Genomic DNA, 23788 nt, shown 5'->3' with positions numbered 1-23788 from the left:
ATTTTGAAAATAATAAAAAACCTGCGTGAAGCAGGTTTTTTTATTGATAAAAATTTACATTTGGCTCTGAATATAATTCTCAATACCCACAGTTTCAACCAAATCAAGCTGTGTGGTTGTCCAGTCTAACCATTCTTCTTCTTTTTCTAAGATTTCTTGCACAAGATCACGAGTGACATAGTCGAGCTGCTCTTCAGCGAGCTTCACAGCAGCTTGAATGGCTTCAATGTTCTCATTGACCTTACGTACATCACAGTTCAGTACTTCAATCGTGTGTTGACCGATATAAAGTTTGCCTAAGTGTTGTAGGTTTGGTAAGCCTTCTAAAAAAAGAATACGCTCAATGATTTTATCGGCATGTTTCATTTGACGAATGGATTCTTTATATTCGGCAGAGCCAAGTTGCTCAATACCCCAGTCATTAAACATGCGCGAGTGAAGAAAATACTGGTTAATTGCAGTTAAATGATGATAAAGCACCTGATTTAACTGATTAATTACATCACGATTGCCTTTCATGAGGAAGCTCCATTCAAACTGCTGCTAAAAAAATAATATCAATAACTTATGAGAAATATCTTAAACAACAATGCGATCTTTGGCGAGTAATTTATAGAACAGCAAATGAAAATCGCAATCAAAAGCATGCGGAATGAGAGTTGAATTTTCTGGTTACTTTAAGAAAAGAAAACCCGCCTAGAGTCATAAGCGGGGGAGGAGTTACTCATAAAGAGTAATTTTATAATTATGATTATTCTAAAATATGAAACAAATACTTATTTATGCCGCAATCGCCAAACGTGAGGCAATCGCAGATACTTCAGCGCTAATGATCGAACGTGCTTCTGGTGCACAGCGCCCACAGCATGTGCCGAGGTCTAGCATCTCGCGGACTTCACGATAGCTTCCCGCACCATTTTCAACGGCATCTTTAATATCTTGATCTGTAATACCACGGCATAAGCACACGTACATTTCAGCAAGCCACATGAAATAAATAAGATAAGTGATATTATTGATAATTTTTATCGTTTGTCAATAAAAATCATTTGGAATTCTATTCGTTTTTATTGAGATTTTGGATAAAAAAAAGCCACTTGATCGGTGGCTTTTTTTTGAAATCATAACTTATTGATTAATAATTACAATGCCATCCATTTCAACGAGTGCATTTTTAGGTAAGCTCGCCACGCCGAGTGCAGCACGTGCAGGATAGGGCTGTGCAAAATATTCGCCCATAATTTGGTTAACGAGTTGGAAGTTAGAGAGATCTGTTAAAAAAATATTTAATTTAGCGATATCAGCCAGAGTTCCACCTGCTGCTTCACATACGGCTTTTAGGTTGTCAAAAACACGACGAATTTGCGCTTCAATGCCTTCAACCAATTCCATACTATACGGATCTAAACCAATCTGACCAGAAAGATAAAGTGTATTGCCGACTAGAATCGCTTGTGAGTAAGTGCCGATTGCAGCAGGGGCATTTTCAGTATGAATTACTTGGCGGGACATCGTGTTCTCCTATTATCATTCACCATCAATCATAGCTTAGATTGGCATTAAAATGTGCAGATTTAAATAATTAACTCGCAACTGAGGTTTCAGAAAGGCTGACAGGTTGAGCCAGTCGACTGATGCGTGGGAAGCCAAAATGCATGCGTAAATCGCGGATAATTTTGGCAATTTGCTTGCGGTTATGCACGACCACATTGACATAGGTTTTATCATCTTGGTTGCGAACCATCTCTACCCCGATTTTTTCTTTACGACATTGGTAGATTAGATCGGAAATTTGCTCATCATCCATTGCCATATTAATGAGTAAATATGCAGTGAAACTAATTTCTTCTTCGTTTTCATTCGTCCATTGTAATGGCATGATGTTTTCAGGGTGCAGATGTTGTTCATGTAAGAGGTTGTGGCAACGTGCTCGATGGACAATCAGACCACGACGGGATAAGTGTCCTTGAATTGGGTCACCGAGTACAGGATTGCAGCAATGTGCATATTTAACATCGACTCCCTCAGTACCTTGGATCAGTCGATCAGACTCTTGTTGCCCTTGATCATGTGCAAATAAATGATTCGCAACTAGTTGTGGTAATAAATCACCTACGGCAATTTGCTCAAACAGTTGGTCTTTAGTTTCGATATGACGCCATTGTAGAAGCTCTAACCAGTCGGCTTCAGTTAAGTCTTTGATGGAGACATTAAATAGCTTTAAGGCACGATTTAAAGCTTGTTGACCCACCAAGCGTTGTTCTTCGATATCTTGATCGCGCAAAATATTTTGCAAAGCACGACGGGCTTTTTGCGTGTTGACAAAACTCAGCCAGTCAGGGTTTGGGGTGGCTAAGACATCGGTGATCACTTCAATCACCTGGCCACTGTGCAATGGTGTAGAAAGGGGCTTGGTTTCCCCATTAATTTTTGCACCTACTGCATGGTTACCTAAAAATAAGCTGGCAGAGTAAGCAAAATCGACTACTGTTGCTCCTTGTGGTAATTCATGTAAATGACCTTGTGGAGTGTAGACCCATATTTTCTCTTGATGTAGATAGTCGAGTAATTCACTAAAGGTGGTCTTGGCACAGGCACCATCAATTAAGACATTTAAGTTCTGCATTGAGGCTTGAATTGCAGAGCGGCAAGCTTGTGGTGCACTGTCACCAAGCACCACGCCAAAACGCGCAGCTTTACGCATCAGTTCTGTTTGAATGGTTACTGATAGTGTCGTATTTTCACCTTTCAAACGTAGTAGTAATGATTGGTTACCACCAGGGAGCGGTTTGCGAATATGGTCTGCAAAATGCAAAACTTGAAAACTCTCGCGTAATACCTCGGCTAAGCGGTCACAGTCTGCAATGCTATTTAAAATGATTTCAAAGGCATGGCTGTGGGTGAGTTCATGTAGATCAATGTCATTTTTGACAAAGTGGCGCAGTAGTTCAATATTGTTATTTTTCTTTTTAATACGACCTGAAATTTGATGGGTTTTCAGTAATTCGGTTAGATTATGTTCCCATTTACTTTGATATTCACAGCGTTTGGGTTTGGTTTGTAATAAAGCCTCTTGGACATTGTTATACATATCGAGATCGAGGTTTTGATAACACAAATGTTCAAGGTTATCGCCCATCTCATTCATACCAACAATACGTGCCATTGGAACAAAAATATCAAAGGTTTCTTGGGCAATACGTGCGCGTTTGTCGGGGCGCAGTGCATCCAAGGTGGTCATGTTATGATAACGGTCAGCCAGTTTAATAATAATGACACGAGGATCTTGTAGTGTTGCTTGCAGAATTTTACGGAATGAAGCTGCTTTATTATATTCTTTATCGCTCGACTGGCTGAGCTTAGTGACGCCATCGACAAGCTCTGAGACGGTTTTGCCGAATTTTTCAGCAATATCTTCTTTGCTAAAGTCAGTGTCTTCAATGACATCATGCAAAAGTGCGGCCATGAGTGTCTCTGCGTCTAGACGCATATGCGCTAAAATACAACTTACAGCTATCGGATGTAAAATATACGGTTCGCCACTTTTACGGGTAATACCATCATGGGCAATATCCGCATAATCACAGGCCGCAAGCACACGCTCGACATCGCTTTCAGTTAAGTAAGCATCGATAATAGTTTTGAGCTGTTGTTTAGCTTGGCTGACCATTGGGCCTGGCATAAAACACCTTTAAGACGTAGCAATTACAAGAAAATTTTACTGATCATCTAATGAAAAACATATTGCATGAGTTGTCAATTTTTTCATTGGAATAAAAGCAAAAAAGATACACCTAAACCACGATGAATCTTATCTTCTAGTTATAACGTGTATTGCAGAAATATAAAAGTTATCCAATAAAAAAGCCTAGTTAAAAACTAGGCTTTTAAACGATAAATTTTTCTTATTGGAAAGAAAAACCATCTAAATTCAAATTGTTTGCAGAAAGGGCAAGATCAAGACTCGAAGTTTGGTAGTCTTGCTCACGTTGTTTCAAAATATCTTTAGAAACATGACCTACTGCGATTTCACGTAATGCAACAACAGTCGGTTTGTCATTGTCCCACTCAACAGTAGGTTCAATGCCTTGACGTGCCAATTGACGCGCGCGTTTGCTTGCCACTAGTACAAGCTCAAAGCGGTTGTCTACATGGTCTAAACAATCTTCAACGGTTACGCGTGCCATAAGAGTTCTCGTTATGAATGGGAAAATAAAACAGACTGTGCAGTATAAGGCGCTTTGTCTGTAGACTCAAGTTTTAATCACTTCTCTACAGGGGTGATCAGTTCAGAAATCATTTTTTGATGACGATTGGCTTGCTGAGAAAGAACAAGACGATTGGCAATAATCACAGACTCAAGATCGTGCAAGGCTTTATTAAAGTCATCATTAATAATCACATAGTCGAAGTTGACATATTGTTGCATATCTTCAACCGCACAGCCTAAACGACGCTCAATCACTTCAACCGAGTCTGTGCCACGGTTCGATAGGCGTTGACGTAAGTCAAATTGGCTTGGTGGTAAAATGAAAATTTGTTTAGATTCAGGAAAAAGTTTACGAACTTGCTGTGCACCTTGCCAGTCAATTTCCAGTAGGACGTCATGACCTTTGGCCAATTGTTCTTTCACAGTGGCTTGTGCTGTGCCGTAGTAATTACCAAAGACTTCAGCGTATTCAATAAATCCACCTTGTTCAACCAATGCTAAAAAGTTGTCTTTTTCGGTAAAGTGGTAGTGAACACCATCAAGTTCGCCGGGACGTTGCCCACGTGTAGTATGAGAAACAGAAACGTGAAGATTCGTTACACGGTCAAGGAGGGCTTTTACGAGGGATGTTTTGCCTGTTCCTGAAGCTGCAGAAACGACAAACAAGAGACCCGACATGATATTTTTCCTGATATGATAAAATATCTTCTCTATTTTAGAGCAGACAAGGTTTAAACGAAATAGCTAGGCGTCACTTTGTTTGCATTTATTTTATTAGTTTCCGCTGATTGAAAAGTGGTATCGAGGAACATATGGAAATTGTATTGGCCAATCCACGTGGTTTTTGTGCAGGTGTTGACCGTGCGATTGCCATCGTCAATCGTGCACTTGAATGCTTTAATCCGCCCATTTATGTCCGTCATGAAGTGGTTCATAACAAATTCGTTGTGGATGATTTACGTCAACGTGGTGCAATTTTTGTTGATGAGCTAGATGAAGTACCAGACGACAATATTGTGATTTTTAGTGCGCATGGTGTTTCGAAAGCAGTACAGATTGAAGCTGAGCGCCGGGGTTTAAAAGTTTTTGATGCAACGTGCCCATTGGTGACCAAGGTTCATATTGAGGTGACCAAATATGCCCGTGAGGGTGTGGAGGCCATTTTAATCGGCCATGAAGGTCACCCTGAAGTTGAGGGAACCATGGGTCAATACGACCTAAAAAATGGTGGTGCAATTTATTTGGTGGAAGATGAAGAGGATGTCGCTGAGCTTCAAGTTAAACACCCTGAGCATGTGGCTTTTGTGACACAAACCACGCTGTCGATTGATGATACTGCTAAAGTGATTGATGCTTTGCGTAAAAAATTTCCTGAGATTCAAGGACCACGTAAAGATGATATTTGTTATGCGACTCAAAATCGCCAAGATGCGGTGCGTGATTTAGCGACCCAATGTGATGTGGTACTCGTGGTTGGCTCACCAAATTCGTCAAACTCGAACCGCCTGCGTGAGCTTGCAGAGCGTATGGGTAAATCGGCTTATTTGGTTGATAATGCAGACGAACTCCAACAAGCATGGTTTGAAAATATTGCTAAAGTTGGGGTTACAGCGGGCGCATCCGCACCTGAGATTTTAATTAAACAAGTCATCCAACGGTTACAGGATTGGGGTGCAACCCCACCGCAAGAGTTGGCTGGACGTGAAGAAAATATTACTTTTAGTTTGCCAAAAGAGTTACGTATTGCGGTAACTCAAGCTTAAAAGGTGTATTAGTTAACATTCTAATTTTATTGATAAATTGACAGATGATTGTAAATTGGCAATCATCTGTTTTTTTATGCCTTTTATCCTGTATTGTGTTGGTTGTGTAAAGAATTAGAATATGATTTTAAATAGGGTAAAGTTTTGTTGCCTTGGGGAGGGAGTATGCAAAAGAGATATAAAGGGTTCACCTTAATTGAATTGATGGTGACAATTGCGATTATGGTAATTATCGCGATGATGGCTGCACCTTCTTTTGCGGATATGCTTGCGAAACAAAGATTAAACTCTACGACAAAAGAATTAATGGAAACCCTAACGAAAGCTAGAAATCAGGCAGTGTTATTGAGAACAACAACAACAGTCAATCTAAATACAACGGGTACGAATACTTCAATTGTTTACTTCTGGTCTCCTGCGGAAAACACGACTTTGACAAGTCCGACCAGTCTCAGTTCTATTAATTTTAGGAGTGATGGGACAACGAGTAGTATTGCAAGCGACACATCATTTGTTGTTTGTAGTTCTAGTTCGCTTACCACGAAAACATTTTCACTTTCGGTTGTTGGAAATACCTATGTAACACCACAAAATGATGGGGATTGTTCATGAGAATAAGGAATCAAACTGGTGTTGGTATGATGGAAGTATTAGTCGCGTTACTTTTACTGTCTCTTGCTGTCTTAGGTTTTGCAGCTTTGCAATTACGTGCTGTTGAAGCAACGGCAGAAGGTGGAAATCGTATTCAAGCGATGAATATTGCCAGAGATTTGGCAGAAAAAATAAGAATGAACAGTAGTAATGCAGCATTAAGTGTGTACCAAGCAAATTTGGCAGATGAAGATAAACAGTCAGCGAGTGTTTCAAGTTGTTATAGTGGTACGTGTACTCCTGCAACTAAAGCTGCCTTTGATGTAAATGAAGCTTATTTAAAGGCTCAAAGTGTAGGTATGGTTCTGAATATGATGGACTGCCCAGGTACAGCAAATGGTAGGACGTGTATTTATGTTGCTTGGAATAAGACTGATGCAACAGATAATACTACTTCTAAAGATGGACAAATTGCATGTACTGAAAGCCAAAATTCGACTTTTTCATATCAAGATAATTCCACATGTGTAGTGATGGAGGCATTTTAATATGAAAAGTTCTCAACAAGCAGGTTTTACCTTAATCGAGTTGATGATTTCCTTAGTAATCGGTTTGATTATTGTTGCGGCAGCACTCGTATTATTCCTTGCGGGGCAAAAGAGTGTTGCTATACAACAAGGCGCATCAGATTTACAGGATAATTCTAATTTTGCTCTCAATTATATTACCAAAGACATTCGCTTTGCCCATTTAGGAAATGCGACGGCTGCTATGACTGGCAGTGTTGTACATGGTGGGATTGTACTTACAAGTACTAACCTATCGGCAACAGATAGCACTGAGACAAAATACTTTTCGAGAAGTGCTGTAGATGGAAGTTCGAATGTTGATATAGAGAGTGACCAATTGGTTATTCAGTATTTACCCATAGCGACAGGCGGTTTTGATTGTGAAGGGAATACCATCAACAGTACCTCTGAATATGTGATACAGCGGTATTTTGTGAGAAAAGATACTAACTTTAATGATTCAGAGACCGCTAATACGGCATTGGCATTGGCTTGTGATGCGGGTAGATATAGTGGGGATACGGCAACTAATTTTGGCGATGATGGTCAAATCATTATGAAACGCGTTGACTATTTTCATGTCTTGTTAGTGACAGAGAATAGTGCGGGGAATTTCCGAGATATGACGATAGCCAACTATTTAGCATCGGGAACTGAGCCGAGAATATTGGGTGTTAAAATTGGGGTTTTAGCTCGTTCTAGTCAAACGGTTGGTCCAGAATCTATTATTGATAATTCAAGAGAATTTGATGTTTTAGATAAAACTGTTTCTTTAAAAAGTTCAATTCAAAGTGCCTCATCAAGAAATCTGAGAGAAGTGATTACCCAAACTGTTGCGATTCGTAATGCACTTGGAGATCGCGCATCATGATAAATAAACAATCACAACAAGGTGCAACCTTAATCGTTGTTCTGGTAGTCGTATTGCTACTTATTGTTATTAGTACTCTAGCTATACGTCAAGGTGTCTTGTCTTTAAATATTGCAACAAATGCTCAGGCACAACAGTTAATGAATCAGAATTCTGATGCGGCAATCTTTAATGCAGAGGATGCGGATCAGCTTGCAGTGCAGTTAGCAGCAAATGGTATGTTTGGTTATATTCGAACCGCTAATAATAAAGGCAAAGAGTTGGTTTTTTGCTATAGAGGAGCGAATACCAGTTTCTTTAGTTTAAACAATGCAAGTGTTTCAACCTGGGAAGATAGTAAAACGAAACCTACAAATAATGAGTTAGGGACCGCAGGGTATTGTTCTTTGAGTAATAGCAATGATTATACCAGTGGGCGAAGTGCTGTGATGACCCAAGTTACAGTCCAGTTTGTCGAGTCGTCCTCTAGTAGTGATGAGGCTTTTGTTGGTTATGTTACAGGTACAGATGTTGATGCGGCAAAAGTCATTAGCCCTGAGATGGCAATTATTACGGCTGTGTCGTTAATGCCAACATTATCAACAGCTTCGAATGCACAAATTAATTCATGTTTATCAACGCACATGACAAATCCAACGGCTTCAATTCCAACAGGTGTAACAGTTGCAACGGATAGTGTTACGAGTACATCTTTCAGAGCAAGTGTGTCTGAGTGCTTATCTAGCCTAAATGTGCCTTATACAACCTATGTCACCGTTTACAACTTGACGCAATCGGTTGTTGGTAGCTAAAAATAGAGGATAAAGTGATGAAAAGAAATACAACACAAAAATTGGTATTTTTAGCTTCCCTGCTGATGACAAATCTAGTTTGTACCAGTGTGACTCAAGCCAGTGATATTAGTATTTATCGTGCTGCACAGACTGGAAATATTACCCTGATGTTTATGCTAGATAACTCAGGGAGTATGAGTAATAGTGGAAGCTACGATAGTACTGGTGTCACCCGTTTAGAGCGTGTACGAAGTGGGATGATTGATGTTTTGGCTGGTGGTAACGGTGTTTCTGCGATCAGTGATGATAAAATTATTGGTTTATCCTCTTTTTATAACAGCTCATCTGGTTATGTTATGGTGCCTGCTCGAGCATTAAGCACAGGGATTACGGGTGGTGGGACTTACACAGCTAAAAAGCCAGTCTATAAATATTATTATGCGAATAGTACAACCAGTACTTTATCCTACAGTTCTTGTACGGCTTGGAGTAGCTATGGAACTTGTACGACATGGGGCGCCGCAACAACAACAAAACCGTCAAGTAGTGCAAGTTATTATGAAGCTTGTCCTTATGTAAATGGTCGTGCATGTAGACTATATTATAACAACGCTACCATTAGTGTTACTGACCAACGGACGTTGTTGCTGAAGGAGATGAGTACGTGGACGGGAAACTATAGTACGCCAACTGGTGAAGCCTATGCAGAAGTTGCTGCTTATATGTTGGGAACAAGTACCACAAGTACTGTTACTGCAGATATCCCGATGTATTTTAAATATTCAGTATCAACAACGACAAAAACATACTCTTATCGTAAGAATGGTTCTACATACTATAGTTGTACAGCTGGCACAACATCTGCATCTACAAGTAATTGTGCTACAAAATTAAGTACAGCTCCAACATTAACTGGTTATACCGCCGAGACTAGCGGAAACAATACATATTACTATCAAAGTAACACAACAAGCACAACAAATTATAAGAGTTGTACAGCATACACAGCAAGCGGCTGTACAACATGGGGAACAGCAAGTACAACCAACCCAACCACATCCAGCTATTCAACTTCATGTACGGTTAGTGGTACAAGTGGTGCATGTGTATATGAAACAAAACAAATAACGACTATACCATCGGGCAGTGGCTTTTCTTATTCGGTAAGTACCTCTAAAAATGATAGTCAAACAGCCTATACATCTCCTTTAACGACAGATAATGCTGAATGTAGCGGGCAAGGCATCTATCTTTTAACGGATGGTGAGCCAAATGGTGCGAGTAATTCCGTTGTGCAAACCTTGATGCAGAATGCGCTGACGAGTAGTTATAGTAGTAATTTGACTTGTTCAGGCACTTTATTTAATGGTACAGGTGCACGATACACAGGAAATGGCTGGAACTGTATTAGTGATCTTTCTCAATTATTGCTTAACAGAAGTATTGATGGGACGACGTCAACCTCACAGCTGAATCCTAAAAATTTAGTCATTAAAACAGCAGTGGTTGGGTTTGGTAGTGATTTTAATGGATTGACTTCATATAACAGCGCATTGTCACAGGCACAAAACTTAGCCAATATTGATTCATCTTCTGCAAGTGTCGATGTTAAAAATGCTGCGAAGTGGGGCGTATATGGACAAGGCGGTTGGTACTCGGGTTCAAGCTCTGCAGATGTCGTTGAGAGTGTGAACAGTTTTATTAGTTCACTGGCAACAGATATTCCTTCTGTCACAACGGGTTCATCTTATATTCCTGATGACCAACTAAATCCGACTGTAGTACAAAATTATACCTATTCATCACAATTCCAGCCAACACCAGATGCGACATATCAACTGTGGGCGGGTAACCTTAAAAAATATCAAGTTTTAGATGGTTATATTAAAGATGTGAACGGTGATGCTATTACCAACTCTAGCGGTAAAATTGTAGATAATTATGATTATTGGTCACAGTATGTTTCAAGTAGCGCAACGAATAGTGCTGCTTTAAAGTTAGTGGGTGGTGTAAAAGCAAATTTACCAATGGGAATGACGACAGCATTTGTTGCGAATCGTAAGCTGTTGATGAATCGAGACACTAGCGGGGCAGCAACAGCCACTCAATTAAACCAAATTAGTTCTAGTTATGTGACGAATACAACTGATAGTAGTCGTGGCTACTTATTGTCTTTACTTGGTTATATTATTAATACGCCTGCAGATACAACAAGTTTACCGACTACAACTACAGCATTGGGTCAATTAAACGAATTAAGGCAAGTTGGTGCAGTGATGCATTCAAGTCCAGTATTGTTGACACAATCGGGAACGATTGGAAGTTCTGATGGTACTGTGACGACATCGAATCGCGATGACTATATCTTGTTTGGTACGACTCAAGGGGTTTTATCTGTAGTAGATGCTACGACGGGGAAAGAGAAATTTGCTTTTGTACCAAATGAAATGGTTGCTTCGCAGAAAAAGGCTTTTCTTGAATACACGACTACAAGTGGTTTTAGTACCTCAACATATCAACCTTTCTACTATGGTGTTGATGCACCTTGGACACAATACTCGGAATATGTAGTGCAATCTGATGGGACTATGACTGTTGGTTCTGGGATTGGAACATCTACGGGTGTGCAAATGGCCTATGGTGGTTTGCGTATGGGGGGGCGGAGTTATTATGCCTTGAATTTACAAGATATGAATGCCCCTAAGTTAGCATTCCGTATCGACCCAAACACAAGTGCTGTTTACTATAATGGCAGTTCTACATCATACAATGAATTATCCTATATGGGGCAAAGTTGGTCTAAACCGACGATTGGCTTTGTTAAATGGAATGGTAAAAAAACGCGAGTGATGTTTGTTGGTGGTGGTTATGATGCTGGTGGCACTAATGGCGACGGATCATTTGATAGTACAACAGGCGAAAGAACTGGTTTTAGTGGCTATGAAGGAAGCAGTTATACACAAACCAATAATATTGGGGCCGGCGTATATATGTTTAATGCTGAAACAGGTGCTTTGCTATGGTGGACCGGTGCAAATGCGACGAATGCAAATACGACAAGTGGTGTAGGCTATAGTACAGCGTCAAATATGCAATTTAGTATCTCTAGTCAAATTAAGGGAATAGATAGAAACTCTGATGGTTTAATTGATCATCTTTACTTTGGTGATTTAGGTGGGCAATTTTGGCGAGTAGATTTAAACAATAACCTGTCATCTTTTGATAAGGATTTATTTTCTAAAACTCCAGTTCGTCTACTGAATTTGCATAATGGCATATATAGTCCTCGTTTTTATGAAATGCCAGCATTTTCAACCTATAGTAATAGCGGGACCACTTTTGGTGTAGCCTCTATTGGTAGTGGTAATAGAAGTTTACCTCGTTTTAATTCATCATCTACAAGTTATAAAAATGATGCTATTTATAATATTTATGACAAAGATGTAGCGCGTTCAGATTTGTACAGTATGACTAATGCGACCTATCAGGTTTGTGCAGCTCAGAATACTGGCTCTACTGTTGATTGTAAGGGGGCAGCTCTTAATACTCAAAATGCAACACTCTCAACCCTTGGTCAGCTCACAACAAATGCAAATACGACTGCAGTCGCGCCATATAGTACAACAAATGGTTGGTACTATTACTTCACCTCACAACTGATTCAGGATGCAAAAGTATTAAGTACGCCAATTGTTCTAGATTCAGACATGTACGTGACAACTTTTGATGGTAGTAAAGATGGTTTGTCGGGAGATTGTGGAGCGGGTGTGAAAGGCGAAAGTTATGTGTATCAATTCTGTATGCCTTATGGTGTATGTACGGCAGCACAAATTACTGCATCAACATTCTTAAATGGTTCTGGTTTAGGTGCTGGTATTGTTTCACCAGCGGTAGGGTCAAATAATAACAATGGCTCAAACCGTGCACTGATCTCAACTACAGGTTCTTTAGCTGGTGGTGCATCAAAAGATTATTCAACTCCGCTATCCCTTGTTCCAATTCGTTGGTATGAGACCGGAAAATAGACGGGATAAATAATGAAATACTCTTCTAAAATAAAAAGTAGTCAAGGTTTTACTTTGATTGAGGTTATGGTTGTTGTTGTGATTGTTGCAATTTTTGCAGCAATCGCAATTCCTTCCTATCTAGAGTATGCGCGCCGTGCGACAGCGTCTCAGGCACAACAAGAAATTCAGCGATTAGCTGTGCTATTAGATCGTCATAAGGCGCGTAATTTTAATTACAGAGGTTTTTCGATATCATCGACAACAGTGGCTCAGGATTCTAGTTTTCCATATACCATTTCAATAGTTGATAATTCTACGAGTAATCCTGCATTGAATGCTAACTCCGCAATAGGACAAGGATGGGCGATTAAAGCTGAGACTTCTGACCCGAAAAATTATACTTTCTTGCAGACAAGTACTGGACTTAAATGTAAGAACAAAACATCAGCAGTCGTTACATTTGATTCTTGTAGCACAACAGACAATGGATCTGAAGAATGGTAATTCAAAAGTATAAGGGTTTTACTTTAATCGAACTCATGATTGTGGTTGCTATTATAGCTATATTAGCTGCGATAGCTTATCCTTCCTATACACAGTATAAAATTCGGACTAATCGTGCAGATTTGCAAGTAGAGTTGATTCGTATAGCACAACGTTTGCAAGCATATCAATTGGTCAATCACACTTATTCTGGTGCAACTTTAGCGGGTATCGGCGGTTCATCTACTTACCCAGTTACAGATGATGCAGTATATGCGATTGATTTAGCAATAGATGGTGATAATTTAGGTTACGTTTTGACCGCAACTCCTATTGCAACATCAATTCAAGCAGATAATGGTGTTCTTTGTTTAAATCAAGAAACCCAAAAATACTGGGAGAAAGGTGCGACGGCTTGTGCATTATCCTCAACGTCAAGTTGGGACGGTAGATAAAATCCAAATTCAAAATTGTGGATAAACAAATTTTGATCTTTCTTTCGCTCTAAAGATAACGTAAAATACTGCCCTCTATGAAAGGGGTTTGAAATGTATCGGTGGTCGATACAGGGATAATCCGTAAAAACTATAAGGTTGTATCATGGTAGTTATTCGCCTAGCACGCGGTGGTGCTAAAAAACGTCCGTTCTATCAAGTTATTGTAACTGATAGCCGTAATGCACGTGACGGTCGTTTCATCGAACGTATTGGTTTCTTCAACCCAACAGCTCAAGGTAAAGCAGAAAAACTTCGTTTAGATGCTGACCGTTTTGCGCACTGGGTTGCTCAAGGTGCTCAACCATCTGAACGTGTTGCTTCTTTAGCTGCTCAAGCTAAGAAAGCTGCAGCTACTGCATAATTTTTGATTAAGTAGTAGGTAGCCCATGACACCAACACAGAATGTTCCTGAAGATCGTATTCAGATTGGACAGTTGCGTTCAGCATATGGATTAAATGGGTGGCTCTGGATCTATTCCAATACAGAACCTATGAGCAACATTTTTGACTATCTTCCTTGGTATATTGAGACCAAAGAAGGTTGGCAAACAGTTGATGTAAAACGTTGGAAACCACATGGCAAAGGCTTGGTTGTTGCGTTGAAAGGTGTGATTGATCGCACTGCAGCAGATAACCTAGTTGGTGCAAATGTATGGATTTCAAAAGCGCAATTACCTCAAGCGGGTGTGGATGAGTTTTACTGGTCTGATTTGAAAGGCCTAACAGTGTTAGGTTTGGATGATGAGGAACAAGAAGTAAATCTCGGTAAAATCCATGAGCTGTTTGAGACTGGAGCGAATGATGTCATGGTGGTTCACGCAACACCAGACAGCATTGATCGCGAAGAGCGCATGATCCCATGGCATAAAGATGTGGTACAACGCGTTGATCTTGAAGCTGGTCGTATCTATGTTAATTGGGGCGTGGATTACTAACTATTTTTGGAAATACGGGGGTCTGCGATGTTTTTTGCAGTCATTACGCTTTTTCCTGAAATGTTTGAAGCGATTACAGCCTACGGTATTAGCGGGCGTGCAGCAAAAAGTGATTTAGTACAAGTGACTTGTATTAATCCTCGTGATTATGCTGAGGGCAACTACAAACGAGTGGATGAACGTCCCTTTGGTGGTGGTCCAGGTATGGTGATGATGGCTGAGCCTTTGGCAAAAGCGATTCAACATGCCAAAGAGCTTGCAGTGCAAGCAGGTGCAGTTCATGTTCCTGTGGTGTATATGTCACCGCAAGGAAACACCTTAAATGAGCATGCGGTACAACAGTTCGTCGACTATGATGGATTGATTGTGTTGTGTGGTCGTTACGAAGGGGTTGATGAGCGTCTGATCCAAAAATATGTAGATCAGGAATGGTCCATAGGGGATTACGTTTTGTCAGGTGGAGAGCTTCCTGCGATGGTTTTATTGGACAGTATTATTCGGAGACTTCCGGGTGCAATGTCTGATGAACAGTCTCATGTGCAAGACTCATTTGTGGATGGTCTTTTGGATTGCCCACAATATACCAAGCCAGACCATTTTGAAGGTTTGGATGTCCCTGAAGTCTTAAAGTCGGGACATCATGCCAATATTGAGAAATGGCGGTTTTTGCAGCGTTATCAACGAACCAAAGCACGCCGACCTGAGTTGGTGGAGAATGTTGAGTTGAGCAAGCAGCAAAAGAAATGGCTAAAAGATTTGGATACTCAATAAAAGTATCCTTTTAATAGGCTCTTTATGCATTGAAGTGGTCAGGCATAAAGAGAAAGCTAATCGGGTCTATGCGTTTTAGCCTCTATACCCAGTGGATCTCAGACCTCTTCTGACCCACACATATTGGAGATACCCCATGAGCGGTAAGCATCCTTTAGTACAAGCTGTAGAAAATGCACAGCTTAAACAAGACATCCCAGCTTTTGCACCAGGCGATACAGTAATCGTTCAGGTTAAAGTAAAAGAGGGTGACCGTGAGCGTCTTCAGGCATTTGAAGGTGTTGTAATTGCGAAGAAAAATCGTGGTTTGAACTCTGCGTTCACAGTACGTAAAATTTCAAGCGGTGTTGGTGTTGAGCGTGTATTCCAAACTCACTCTCCAATCGTTGCTAAAATCGAAGTGAAACGTCGTGGTGACGTTCGCCGTGCTAAACTTTACTACCTACGTGAGTTGTCTGGTAAAGCTGCACGTATTCGTGAAAAGTTGCCAGCACGTAAACAAGGTTAATTTTAACTTTGCTTATTTGCTAAAAAATGCGCCATTAGGCGCATTTTTTATGTTTAAGTTTTACAGCCCTTGAAGTTTTAAGCGATTAGCATGTTGACGATAGACATCAACAGGATCTGGAGCAAAAATAGAACGTAAACCAAAGAACTGGTTAATGACATCTAAATGGTTCCAGTTATAGTTATCGCGAACTGTTTTGCCATACTTTGCACTACAGCGTGAGACCAAGCCATCGTTATCATTTGGTGCTTGCATGAGTAAACCTGTTGCACCTAATAATGAGTCTGGATCAAGAATGTTGGTTAATGTTGAGTTCCCCGAGAAAGAATAGAAGTAAATTCCTTTCTCCATGGCCGTACCTTCGCCACAGCTTGTTTTTGGCATACCTAAAGCATATTTTTGTGAAAATGCTTTTGATCCTGCTTGACTTAAACTTTTTCCTGCACCAAGTGCGTCATGTGGTAGAGAGTTAGGGTCTTGCTGCTGTGCCCATACAATCGCCTTAGATCCAAAATTAATCAGCGCCACCAATGGCTGTTCCAATGGGGTTCCTTGTGCAGAAATAATCAGATCTGCAACAGGAGAGCCTTTTAAAGGGCTGGAAATAGCCGTTGCTGAAGCAATTTTATTGGAAGCAACATTGGAGACATAGGCAATGCTATGCCCACCATGGCTATGACCAAGCAAATTAACTTTAGCGGCGCCTGTAATGGCTAAAACTTCATCAACTTGTTGTAGTAGTTGCTCGCCACGAACCTCAGACGTGTTAAATGGAGAAACCCGTGTTGCCCATACATTTGCACCGTTACGGGCTAGGTCAGGCAAGATTTGATACCAATAATCCACACCCAGCTCATCCGTACCTGCACGAATCCAACCTCCCATGCCATGTGCAAAGACTAAAGGATATTTGGTCTTTGCGTAGCTAGAGGCAACATAGCTTGATTTAATTTGCGAAGCAGCCGCATGAGTTTGTGTTGCGGTCAGTGCGTAGGTCGATAGCAGTCCAGCTATCAATAGTCCATATTTCATTGATCATCCTCATTTTTTATTTTTTTGGCGACAATTTAAGTTGTCAAGATGAGTATAAAATGTGCGCTGTCACAGCGGGAAGAAATCCGATTAAATTAAGTACAATTTGTAACTGGATAATTCATAAAGCGCTTCTCTTCAAAACGCATGGGGTTTGAAGAGAAGCATATAATTAAAGACCTTGAAGTTTTAAACGATTGGCATGTTGACGGTAAACATCGACAGGGTCGGAGCTAAATAGACCGCGTAAACCCATCACTTGGTTGACTTCATCTAAATGATTCCAATCATAATCATCACGAATGACTTTACCAAAGTGTGTATTACAACGGGATACCAGCCCATCATTGTCTAAATTACCATATGCTAAAGGTCCTAATAGTGAGATTGCACTATCTGCGACATCTAAAATATTGGTGACTTGTGAAGTACCAGTCCAAGAGTAGTAATACACGCCATTACTTGAAGTTGCACCACTCTTATTACAGTCTGAGGCAAGCGCTGTGGTTGGGTATGTTTGATTAAAAGTACTAGACCCTTGTTCACTAATAGATGTCAGTGATGCGGTTAAGTTGCTTTTTAATGATGGATTGTTTTGACCATAGGCAATTAATGGGCCAATAATATAATCCGCAGCAAGACTGAGCAGTTGTGTTCCACCTTCATTGGCAAGAAGTTTATCTGCTACTTTCGAACCACGGAAAGTTGCTCCAACACCTGTAAGAGATGCTACATATTGCGGTTTGACTGCCTCAACATAGCGGATGGTAGGCCCACCATGACTATGCCCAATCAAATTAACCTTGTCTTTTCCAGTAATGGCAATCACTTCTTCAACTTGTTGTAGCAGTTGTTCACCACGTACTTCAGTCGATTCAAGCGGTGAAATTTGTGCAGCAAAAGTCGTTGCGCCATTTCGAGCTAAATCGGGTAAAATTTGATACCAATAATCAAGCCCAAATTCTGCAACGCCCACACGACTAAAACCAAACATCCCGTGAGTAAAGAGGAGGGGATATTTTGTTTGTGCATAGGTACTTTTTACGGTTGCCGTTACCGTTTGTAGACCTGCGTTTGCTGTTGTTGAGCCGAGTCCAATACCTGCAACCAAGCTGAGTAGTGTCATTGTTTGTTTCATTATTTTCGTTTTAAACATTTTTTTTCATCCTGAAAAAAGTCGTGCCGTACAGATTTATTCTGCGTAAGGGAGTTTTCCCCCTGAATCATGAGTGGTTTCAAATGCTCCTAGTCGAAGTTGTTCTTGGGAATTGCTAAATTGTTGATCTCGAAGTTGTTGGATGGCTTGCTGTTGAGCACTTTGGCTCATGTTACTTTTTAAAATACCATCACGTTTTTCTAAGTAACTATTGACCCGAGATTTCCAGTTACCGCGATCTTGGTCAAGTTGCTCGAGCCGTCCTGTAGCTTCTACACCGACCAGATTGATGCGCATTTGACGTAGCTCTTCTACAGACCCGCCACGGGCTTTAATCTCTGAAGTGAGTTTGCGCAAATCTTCGAGTTTAGAAAGTTGTTCTAAATTCTCTTTCCAATCTTCTGGCAGCTGAGCAAATAATTCCTTCAGTTTTTGTGCTTTTTGTACTTCGTTTAATGATTTATCTGCCATGATGCTCATGCGATTTAAGGTATACTCATGGTAGATATTTTCAGCACCAAATAAGCCTTCAATTTCATAGTCTGAAAAAAACTGGCTACGCAAGTTTTTCATGAGACCAAAAATCTTACGGTAATATTCAGGGTCTTCTTTACTTAGACTTGGTTCTTTTAAGCTACCCAGTTGCACACGGTAGTCTAGATAGCGGTTCCAAAGGTCTAAGATCTGTTTTAAAGCAGGTTCTTTATAGCCTTGCTCTATATAGGCTTTAAAATCTTGTTTAATTTGGTCAATATTTTTTTCACCGTACTGGGTAATAAAATATTCAAAGCAATTTCGTGTTTGCTCATTCACAATCAAATGATTACTTGGATCGAGTGCAAGTTGGCAATTCACTTCAGTGTCTTGCTGGCTATTGCTTACAAAAGGGAGTGCTGTGGAGGATTGTAATCCTGATTTGGTCAATGCTGCACTCATATCATGTCCTGATGAGCGCATGGTGCTTTGCTCGTTGCTTGAGCCATCTGTAGCATTTGGCGCAAGCCAAATTAAAAAGCCAAGCACGACAATAACGATGACTGCGAAGAGCAACCATAATTTCTTTTTTTGCATATCCTATGCCTAAACGTCCATATTGTATTTTTTATGATGTTCATATGACTGAACATGTTTTATTTTGCAATGAGAATGCAAATAAACAACAGAAAAGTTGTAAAAACTGATGAACGGTTGATAGTATGACGACAGCTTTAAGACATGTGTATGTTATGAAATCATCTACTTCAAAAATCCAGCGCCGTGCAGTCAATGGGGTATTTTTATTGAATAAACCTCTGGGGCTGAGTTCAAATGCGGCACTGCAAAAAGTACGTTGGTTGTACCGTGCGCAAAAGGCAGGGCATACAGGAGCACTTGATCCATTAGCGTCGGGACTGTTGCCGATTTGTTTGGGTGAAGCAACCAAGTTTTCGCACTTTTTGTTGGACTCTGTGAAGCGCTATCAAACTACAATCCAACTAGGTCACAGTACCACCACAGGTGATGTGGAGGGCGAACGGCTGTTAGAGCAGGTTGTACCTGAGTTAAGCGAAGAGCTGATTGAAGCCATTTTGGCTCAATTTATGGGCGATATTCAGCAAGTACCACCGATGTATTCCGCTTTGAAGAAAGATGGGCGTCCTTTATATGAGTTAGCTCGTAAAGGAATTGAGATTGAGCGTGAGTCACGCCCGATTACGATTTATGCGATTGAGTTGCTTTCATTCACAGCAGAAAGCTTAACCCTTGATATTACTTGTTCCAAAGGCACATATATTCGTGTTTTAGGCGAAGATATTGCGAAAGCATTGGGTACTTATGGTCATTTGACTTATTTACACCGCATTAAAACGGGTCATTTTGATCTGATTCCAAGCTATAGCATCGAGTATTTAGAAAGTTTGTCTGAACAAGAGCGTGAAGCACTGTTGTTACCTGTGTATGCTCCTGTAGATCATTTTCCGAAAGTACAAGTTCCAGAAGGGCGCAGTGAATACTTCAGTCGCGGTATGGAAAGTAATATTGAGCATACAGCAGAAGCACAGGTCTTGGTTTTCGATGGAGAAAAATGCTTAGGTTTGGCTGAAATTACCGAGAAGAAAAGATTGGTTCCTAAACGTGTTTTAAATCTATAATCAAAATATATCACTTGGTAAAAAGGAAAGGGTGTGGATATTGACATTATTATCAGTCTGATCTTTTTTGCCTTTTGTGCAGGGGCAATTGATGCTGCTGTTGGTGGTGGCGGGCTGATCCAAATTCCAGCCCTGATGAATGCTTTTCCTTCTATGGCGCCTGCAACTTTATTTGGTACTAACAAATTGGCGGCAGTCGTGGGAACAGCGACTTCCGCAGTCTCTTTTGCACGTAAAGTCCGCTTTGAATGGAAACTTTTAGCAGTAGTCGCAGTTTGTGCAGCGATCAGCTCATTTGGTGGTGCTGCCAGTGTTGCGATGATTCCGAAAGAAATTTTACAGCCTTTTGTCTTGGTCATGCTGATTGTGATGGCGGTATATACCCTCATGAAAAAGCAATTTGGACAAGTCCATATGGCACAACAGGTTACACCGAAAATTTTGCTTTTAGCAGGTGTTGGTAGTCTAGCCATCGGTTTTTATGATGGCCTGTTTGGCCCTGGTACGGGTAGCTTCTTTATTTTCTATTTTATCCGATATTTACGGGTCGACTTTTTACATGCAGCAGCACTGGCTAAAATTGGCAACGTAATGACCAATTTAGCTGCTTTGAGCTTCTTTATTCCCTCGGGTCATGTGCTCTTTGTCGTTGGTGGCTTCATGGCGGTGGCGAATATGATCGGATCAATTTGTGGCGTAAAAATGGCGCTGAAATATGGTAGTGGCTTTATCCGTATTTTATTCCTCATCTTAGTTACGATTCTGATTTTAAGGCTCAGCTATCAAATGTTCTTTATGTAAAGACACAGCAGATTCATTCAAACTTTTATTACAAAAAGCGTGCAGACCATGACCTGACTTTTCATCTTTTTTGTTTAAGATCAATAGAGCGTGCTTAACGCTGTGTAGAGATTCTTTGCAAAAAAAAAGAGATGTTTTAGCTTGAATTGGACTGGAGCATAGAATGAATATATTTGAAGCTTTAAGAGAAAGTCATGTCATACAACGCGATTTGGCAGAACAATTGTTAAGTACCTCGGGCGATACGCCAGAACGCCGTGAGCTATTTGAGCGCCTCAAAAATGAATTATTTGCTCATGCTGTTGCAGAAGATCGTTATTTTTATATTCCTTTAATGATGACCGATTCAGGCCTCAACATTACCCGTCATGCTTTGGCAGAGCACCATAAAATGGATGAGCTATTGGAACAACTGACCGAGACAGCGTTCTCAAATCCAAGTTGGTTGGCAATTGCAAAAAAACTATCGGAAACTGTACATCATCACTTACAAGAAGAGGAACATGGTTTCTTTCAGCAAGCCGGAAAAATTTTAGCTGACACGCAGAAGATAACACTTGCGGAGCAATATCAGCGTGAATATAGAAAATATAAAAAAATCGACAAAGACAGCTTGGTCTAAGGTTGTTTTCAAATAAAGCACGATTGTGATCTTTGCTGATTTAGACGCTTTCATCTGTGTCAGATTTAGCTCTAAATGTCACGCCGACAGAGGCCACCATAATGCAAAGCAACGCTAAGGTTTGCCACAGGCTAATTTGTTCTTTGAGTAACAACCAACCAGCCAAAGCGGCTAAGGCAGGGGATAAACTGGAAAGAGTACCGTAGCTGAGTTTACTCAAGCGTTTTAAGGCCATGAGGTCTAGGGCGTAGGGAATTGCGGTTGCCAATAGGGCAATCAATAAGGCTTTGGGCCAATATTCGGTTTGCATCAAGGCTGTTGGATTATGTGAGGCACTGATGGGTAACAGCAATAAAGCTGACATCACAATTGCAATACTGAGAGCATGCATGCCGATATTTTGACGGACGACTTTTTGCCCAAAATAGATATACAGTGCCCAGCAGGCTCCTGCCGACACTGCAAATACTGCACCTAAGAAAGAAAAATTACTGGCGTTGGCCTGATGCCACGGCACCATGAGTGCAATGCCTAAAATGGCCAATCCGACCCAAATATAATCACGTTGTTGCTTGATCGACAGTAGTGCCAAAGTCAGAGGACCTAAGAACTCTAAACCGACGGCAATACCTTGAGGAAGTCTACCTAGCGAAGCGTAAAATAAAATATTCATGAGGCATAAAGCTGCTGTATAGCTGAGTAAATCTTTCCATTTTAAATGCGGTAGGCGTTTGATAATGCTCCATGAGCGGAACATCAGCACAATTAAAATTGCGGCAAAGCACAGTCTAAGGGTCACCACGGTGAGGGGATCCAGCACTGCAATCAACTGCTTGGCAAAAGAAGCACTGATTTGATAGGACAGCATGGACAAGACCATGAACATCACTGCCATCAGTTGAGAATTAGGCATCATGCATGCATCAGGTCATGGTGACCTGTTATTTTAAGAAGGTGGATTAGTATAGCGATTTCGCTCTGCATGGGGATGCGAAATCAGCTGAATTTTTTTAAATGCAACAACATGAATTTAAAAATAATGTGCAAGCAGGCATGATGCTAATTTTTAAATTCAAATATCACTAAAGATCTTCACTGTGTGATTTGACGTGCTTTTTGCGCGGTATAAGTACAACCAATGGATGCCATGATAATCACGCTGAGCGCAAGCCACTGTGACCACAATAGTTGCTCGCCTAGAAAGACAAAACCAGACAGTGCTGCGATAGCAGGCTCAAGACTCATGAGCGTGCCAAAGCTTAAAGCGGTTAAATTACGTAGAGCAATCATTTCCAAACTAAAAGGCAGAGCGCTGGCCAAAACAGCCAAAGCCACGAAATAGATCAGGTTGGAGGGCTCAAAGACATTTGTAGGTAAACCACTGAACAGGGCGAGCGGCATTAATATTAGCATACCGACAAACATGCCTAAGCATACGGTATGGTTGCCTGAAATACCCGATGGGCGCTGTCCCGCCACGATATACAAGGCCCAACATGCACCTGCACCTAGTGCAAATACAATCCCAAGAAGGTCTAAAGGTTGAGCTGCTTGGTCGAAAGGAAACAGTAAAACCAAGCCTAAAATAGCTAGCCCGACCCAAACAAAGTCAAAGCGTTGTTTGGCATAAAACAGCGCGACACTGAGTGGGCCAATAAACTCAAACGACACTGCAATGCCGAGCGGCAGGCGAGCAATGGATAAATAAAACAATAGGTTCATGCCTGCCAAAGCAAAACCATAGCTGATGATGGCCTTGTATTTAACTTGCTTAAAGTCAATCTGCCAAATTTTAAACAGTACGGCCAAAATGATGGAGCCCAACAGCAAGCGCATGGCGGAAACAGTTAAAATGGGAAATTGATCGAACAAGACTTTGGCCAATGAACCACTACTTTGTAAGCTCAGCATTGCGATGAGTAACAGTAGAATCGCTTGTAATGGTGGGGATTTTTTTAGATTTGGCATTATTAGAAGACTAAGTAGATGTATGAATACTTGAAAAAATGAGCGGAGAATGTACGTGGAACGCACATAAAATTTTAACAAGTATTCAAAAATAAAAAA

The 23788-nt window shown here is 40.7% G+C and carries 26 protein-coding genes; 15 read left to right on the top strand and 11 right to left on the bottom strand.

Translation table 11 applies throughout. The features are described 5' to 3' along the window. Positions 1–54 precede the first annotated feature (54 nt). The 6 genes from bfr to gmk all read right to left on the bottom strand — a co-directional run bounded on the left by bfr (position 55) and on the right by gmk (position 4888). Complete coding sequence (gene bfr / locus B9T36_RS08295; protein ID WP_086209031.1) at positions 55–519, bottom strand: heteropolymeric bacterioferritin subunit Bfr; 465 nt, start codon at positions 517–519, stop codon at positions 55–57. A 261-nt stretch (positions 520–780) separates the two neighbouring features. Then, the gene (locus B9T36_RS08290) at positions 781–975 is read right to left on the bottom strand and encodes a bacterioferritin-associated ferredoxin (RefSeq protein ID WP_010327639.1); all 195 of its coding nucleotides are present in this window, start codon (positions 973–975) and stop codon (positions 781–783) included. Positions 976–1128: 153 nt separating this feature from the next. Beyond that, positions 1129–1512, bottom strand: a complete 384-nt coding sequence (locus B9T36_RS08285; protein ID WP_004691470.1) for a RidA family protein — start codon at positions 1510–1512, stop codon at positions 1129–1131. A 70-nt stretch (positions 1513–1582) separates the two neighbouring features. Continuing rightward, on the bottom strand, positions 1583–3682 hold the full coding sequence (locus B9T36_RS08280) for a RelA/SpoT family protein (protein WP_086209030.1): 2100 nt from the start codon (positions 3680–3682) through the stop codon (positions 1583–1585). A gap of 223 nt (positions 3683–3905) precedes the next feature. After that, positions 3906–4187, bottom strand: coding sequence for a DNA-directed RNA polymerase subunit omega (gene rpoZ / locus B9T36_RS08275; RefSeq protein ID WP_086209029.1), 282 nt, complete (start codon positions 4185–4187; stop codon positions 3906–3908). Between the two features lie 77 nt (positions 4188–4264). Further along, on the bottom strand, positions 4265–4888 hold the full coding sequence (gene gmk / locus B9T36_RS08270) for a guanylate kinase (RefSeq protein WP_086209028.1): 624 nt from the start codon (positions 4886–4888) through the stop codon (positions 4265–4267). Positions 4889–5022: 134 nt separating this feature from the next. Between gmk and ispH the strand changes: the two genes are divergently transcribed. From ispH to rplS, 12 genes are all read left to right on the top strand, one after another. Further along, complete coding sequence (ispH, locus tag B9T36_RS08265) at positions 5023–5973, top strand: 4-hydroxy-3-methylbut-2-enyl diphosphate reductase (RefSeq protein WP_086209027.1); 951 nt, start codon at positions 5023–5025, stop codon at positions 5971–5973. A gap of 165 nt (positions 5974–6138) precedes the next feature. Continuing rightward, positions 6139–6585, top strand: a complete 447-nt coding sequence (locus B9T36_RS08260) for a prepilin-type N-terminal cleavage/methylation domain-containing protein (RefSeq protein WP_086209026.1) — start codon at positions 6139–6141, stop codon at positions 6583–6585. Next, the gene (pilV, locus tag B9T36_RS08255; protein WP_086209025.1) at positions 6582–7112 is read left to right on the top strand and encodes a type IV pilus modification protein PilV; all 531 of its coding nucleotides are present in this window, start codon (positions 6582–6584) and stop codon (positions 7110–7112) included. The genes B9T36_RS08260 and pilV overlap by 4 nt, the downstream gene beginning before the upstream one ends. Before the next feature lies 1 nt (position 7113). Next, positions 7114–8004, top strand: coding sequence for a prepilin-type N-terminal cleavage/methylation domain-containing protein (locus tag B9T36_RS08250; protein ID WP_086209024.1), 891 nt, complete (start codon positions 7114–7116; stop codon positions 8002–8004). Continuing rightward, positions 8001–8795 (top strand): pilus assembly protein PilX, encoded by a 795-nt coding sequence (locus tag B9T36_RS08245; RefSeq protein WP_086209023.1) that lies wholly within the window; start codon positions 8001–8003, stop codon positions 8793–8795. Before B9T36_RS08250 ends, B9T36_RS08245 begins: the two co-directional genes overlap by 4 nt. A gap of 17 nt (positions 8796–8812) precedes the next feature. Further along, positions 8813–12802 (top strand): PilC/PilY family type IV pilus protein, encoded by a 3990-nt coding sequence (locus tag B9T36_RS08240; RefSeq protein ID WP_086209022.1) that lies wholly within the window; start codon positions 8813–8815, stop codon positions 12800–12802. Between the two features lie 12 nt (positions 12803–12814). Continuing rightward, a complete protein-coding gene (locus B9T36_RS08235) occupies positions 12815–13288 on the top strand; it encodes a type IV pilin protein (protein WP_086209021.1) in 474 nt (157 codons plus the stop codon). Further along, on the top strand, positions 13282–13722 hold the full coding sequence (locus B9T36_RS08230) for a type IV pilin protein (RefSeq protein WP_162900245.1): 441 nt from the start codon (positions 13282–13284) through the stop codon (positions 13720–13722). The genes B9T36_RS08235 and B9T36_RS08230 overlap by 7 nt, the downstream gene beginning before the upstream one ends. 145 nt (positions 13723–13867) lie before the next feature. Next, positions 13868–14125, top strand: coding sequence for a 30S ribosomal protein S16 (gene rpsP / locus B9T36_RS08225; RefSeq protein WP_004718284.1), 258 nt, complete (start codon positions 13868–13870; stop codon positions 14123–14125). Positions 14126–14150: 25 nt separating this feature from the next. Further along, a complete protein-coding gene (rimM, locus tag B9T36_RS08220; RefSeq protein ID WP_086209020.1) occupies positions 14151–14699 on the top strand; it encodes a ribosome maturation factor RimM in 549 nt (182 codons plus the stop codon). A 27-nt stretch (positions 14700–14726) separates the two neighbouring features. Further along, a complete protein-coding gene (gene trmD, locus B9T36_RS08215; RefSeq protein WP_086209019.1) occupies positions 14727–15470 on the top strand; it encodes a tRNA (guanosine(37)-N1)-methyltransferase TrmD in 744 nt (247 codons plus the stop codon). Between the two features lie 136 nt (positions 15471–15606). Beyond that, complete coding sequence (rplS, locus tag B9T36_RS08210) at positions 15607–15978, top strand: 50S ribosomal protein L19 (RefSeq protein WP_004974529.1); 372 nt, start codon at positions 15607–15609, stop codon at positions 15976–15978. 60 nt (positions 15979–16038) lie between these two features. Here the strand turns inward: rplS and B9T36_RS08205 are convergent, their stop codons facing one another. The 3 genes from B9T36_RS08205 to B9T36_RS08195 all read right to left on the bottom strand — a co-directional run bounded on the left by B9T36_RS08205 (position 16039) and on the right by B9T36_RS08195 (position 19237). Further along, on the bottom strand, positions 16039–17010 hold the full coding sequence (locus B9T36_RS08205; RefSeq protein WP_086209018.1) for an esterase/lipase family protein: 972 nt from the start codon (positions 17008–17010) through the stop codon (positions 16039–16041). Between the two features lie 172 nt (positions 17011–17182). Continuing rightward, a complete protein-coding gene (locus tag B9T36_RS08200) occupies positions 17183–18148 on the bottom strand; it encodes an esterase/lipase family protein (RefSeq protein ID WP_228146987.1) in 966 nt (321 codons plus the stop codon). A gap of 54 nt (positions 18149–18202) precedes the next feature. Then, positions 18203–19237, bottom strand: a complete 1035-nt coding sequence (locus B9T36_RS08195) for a lipase secretion chaperone (protein ID WP_086209017.1) — start codon at positions 19235–19237, stop codon at positions 18203–18205. Between the two features lie 155 nt (positions 19238–19392). Here B9T36_RS08195 and truB point away from each other — a divergent pair, with 155 nt between their 5' ends. The 3 genes from truB to B9T36_RS08180 all read left to right on the top strand — a co-directional run bounded on the left by truB (position 19393) and on the right by B9T36_RS08180 (position 21721). Continuing rightward, complete coding sequence (truB, locus tag B9T36_RS08190) at positions 19393–20298, top strand: tRNA pseudouridine(55) synthase TruB (protein ID WP_086209016.1); 906 nt, start codon at positions 19393–19395, stop codon at positions 20296–20298. A gap of 33 nt (positions 20299–20331) precedes the next feature. Next, complete coding sequence (locus B9T36_RS08185; RefSeq protein WP_086209015.1) at positions 20332–21099, top strand: sulfite exporter TauE/SafE family protein; 768 nt, start codon at positions 20332–20334, stop codon at positions 21097–21099. Between the two features lie 163 nt (positions 21100–21262). Further along, entirely contained in the window at positions 21263–21721 is a 459-nt protein-coding gene (locus tag B9T36_RS08180; protein ID WP_086209014.1) for a hemerythrin domain-containing protein, read from the top strand. A gap of 40 nt (positions 21722–21761) precedes the next feature. On the opposite strand, the gene B9T36_RS08175 is transcribed toward B9T36_RS08180, so the two are convergent. Further along, entirely contained in the window at positions 21762–22634 is an 873-nt protein-coding gene (locus B9T36_RS08175) for an EamA family transporter (protein WP_086209013.1), read from the bottom strand. 179 nt (positions 22635–22813) lie between these two features. Further along, complete coding sequence (locus B9T36_RS08170) at positions 22814–23689, bottom strand: EamA family transporter (protein ID WP_086209012.1); 876 nt, start codon at positions 23687–23689, stop codon at positions 22814–22816. Positions 23690–23788: the final 99 nt, after the last annotated feature.

Origin of the sequence: Acinetobacter sp. ANC 4204 (assembly GCF_002135205.1) — a bacterium.
GTDB lineage: Bacteria > Pseudomonadota > Gammaproteobacteria > Pseudomonadales > Moraxellaceae > Acinetobacter.
This window is presented reverse-complemented; position numbering and strand designations above follow the sequence as displayed.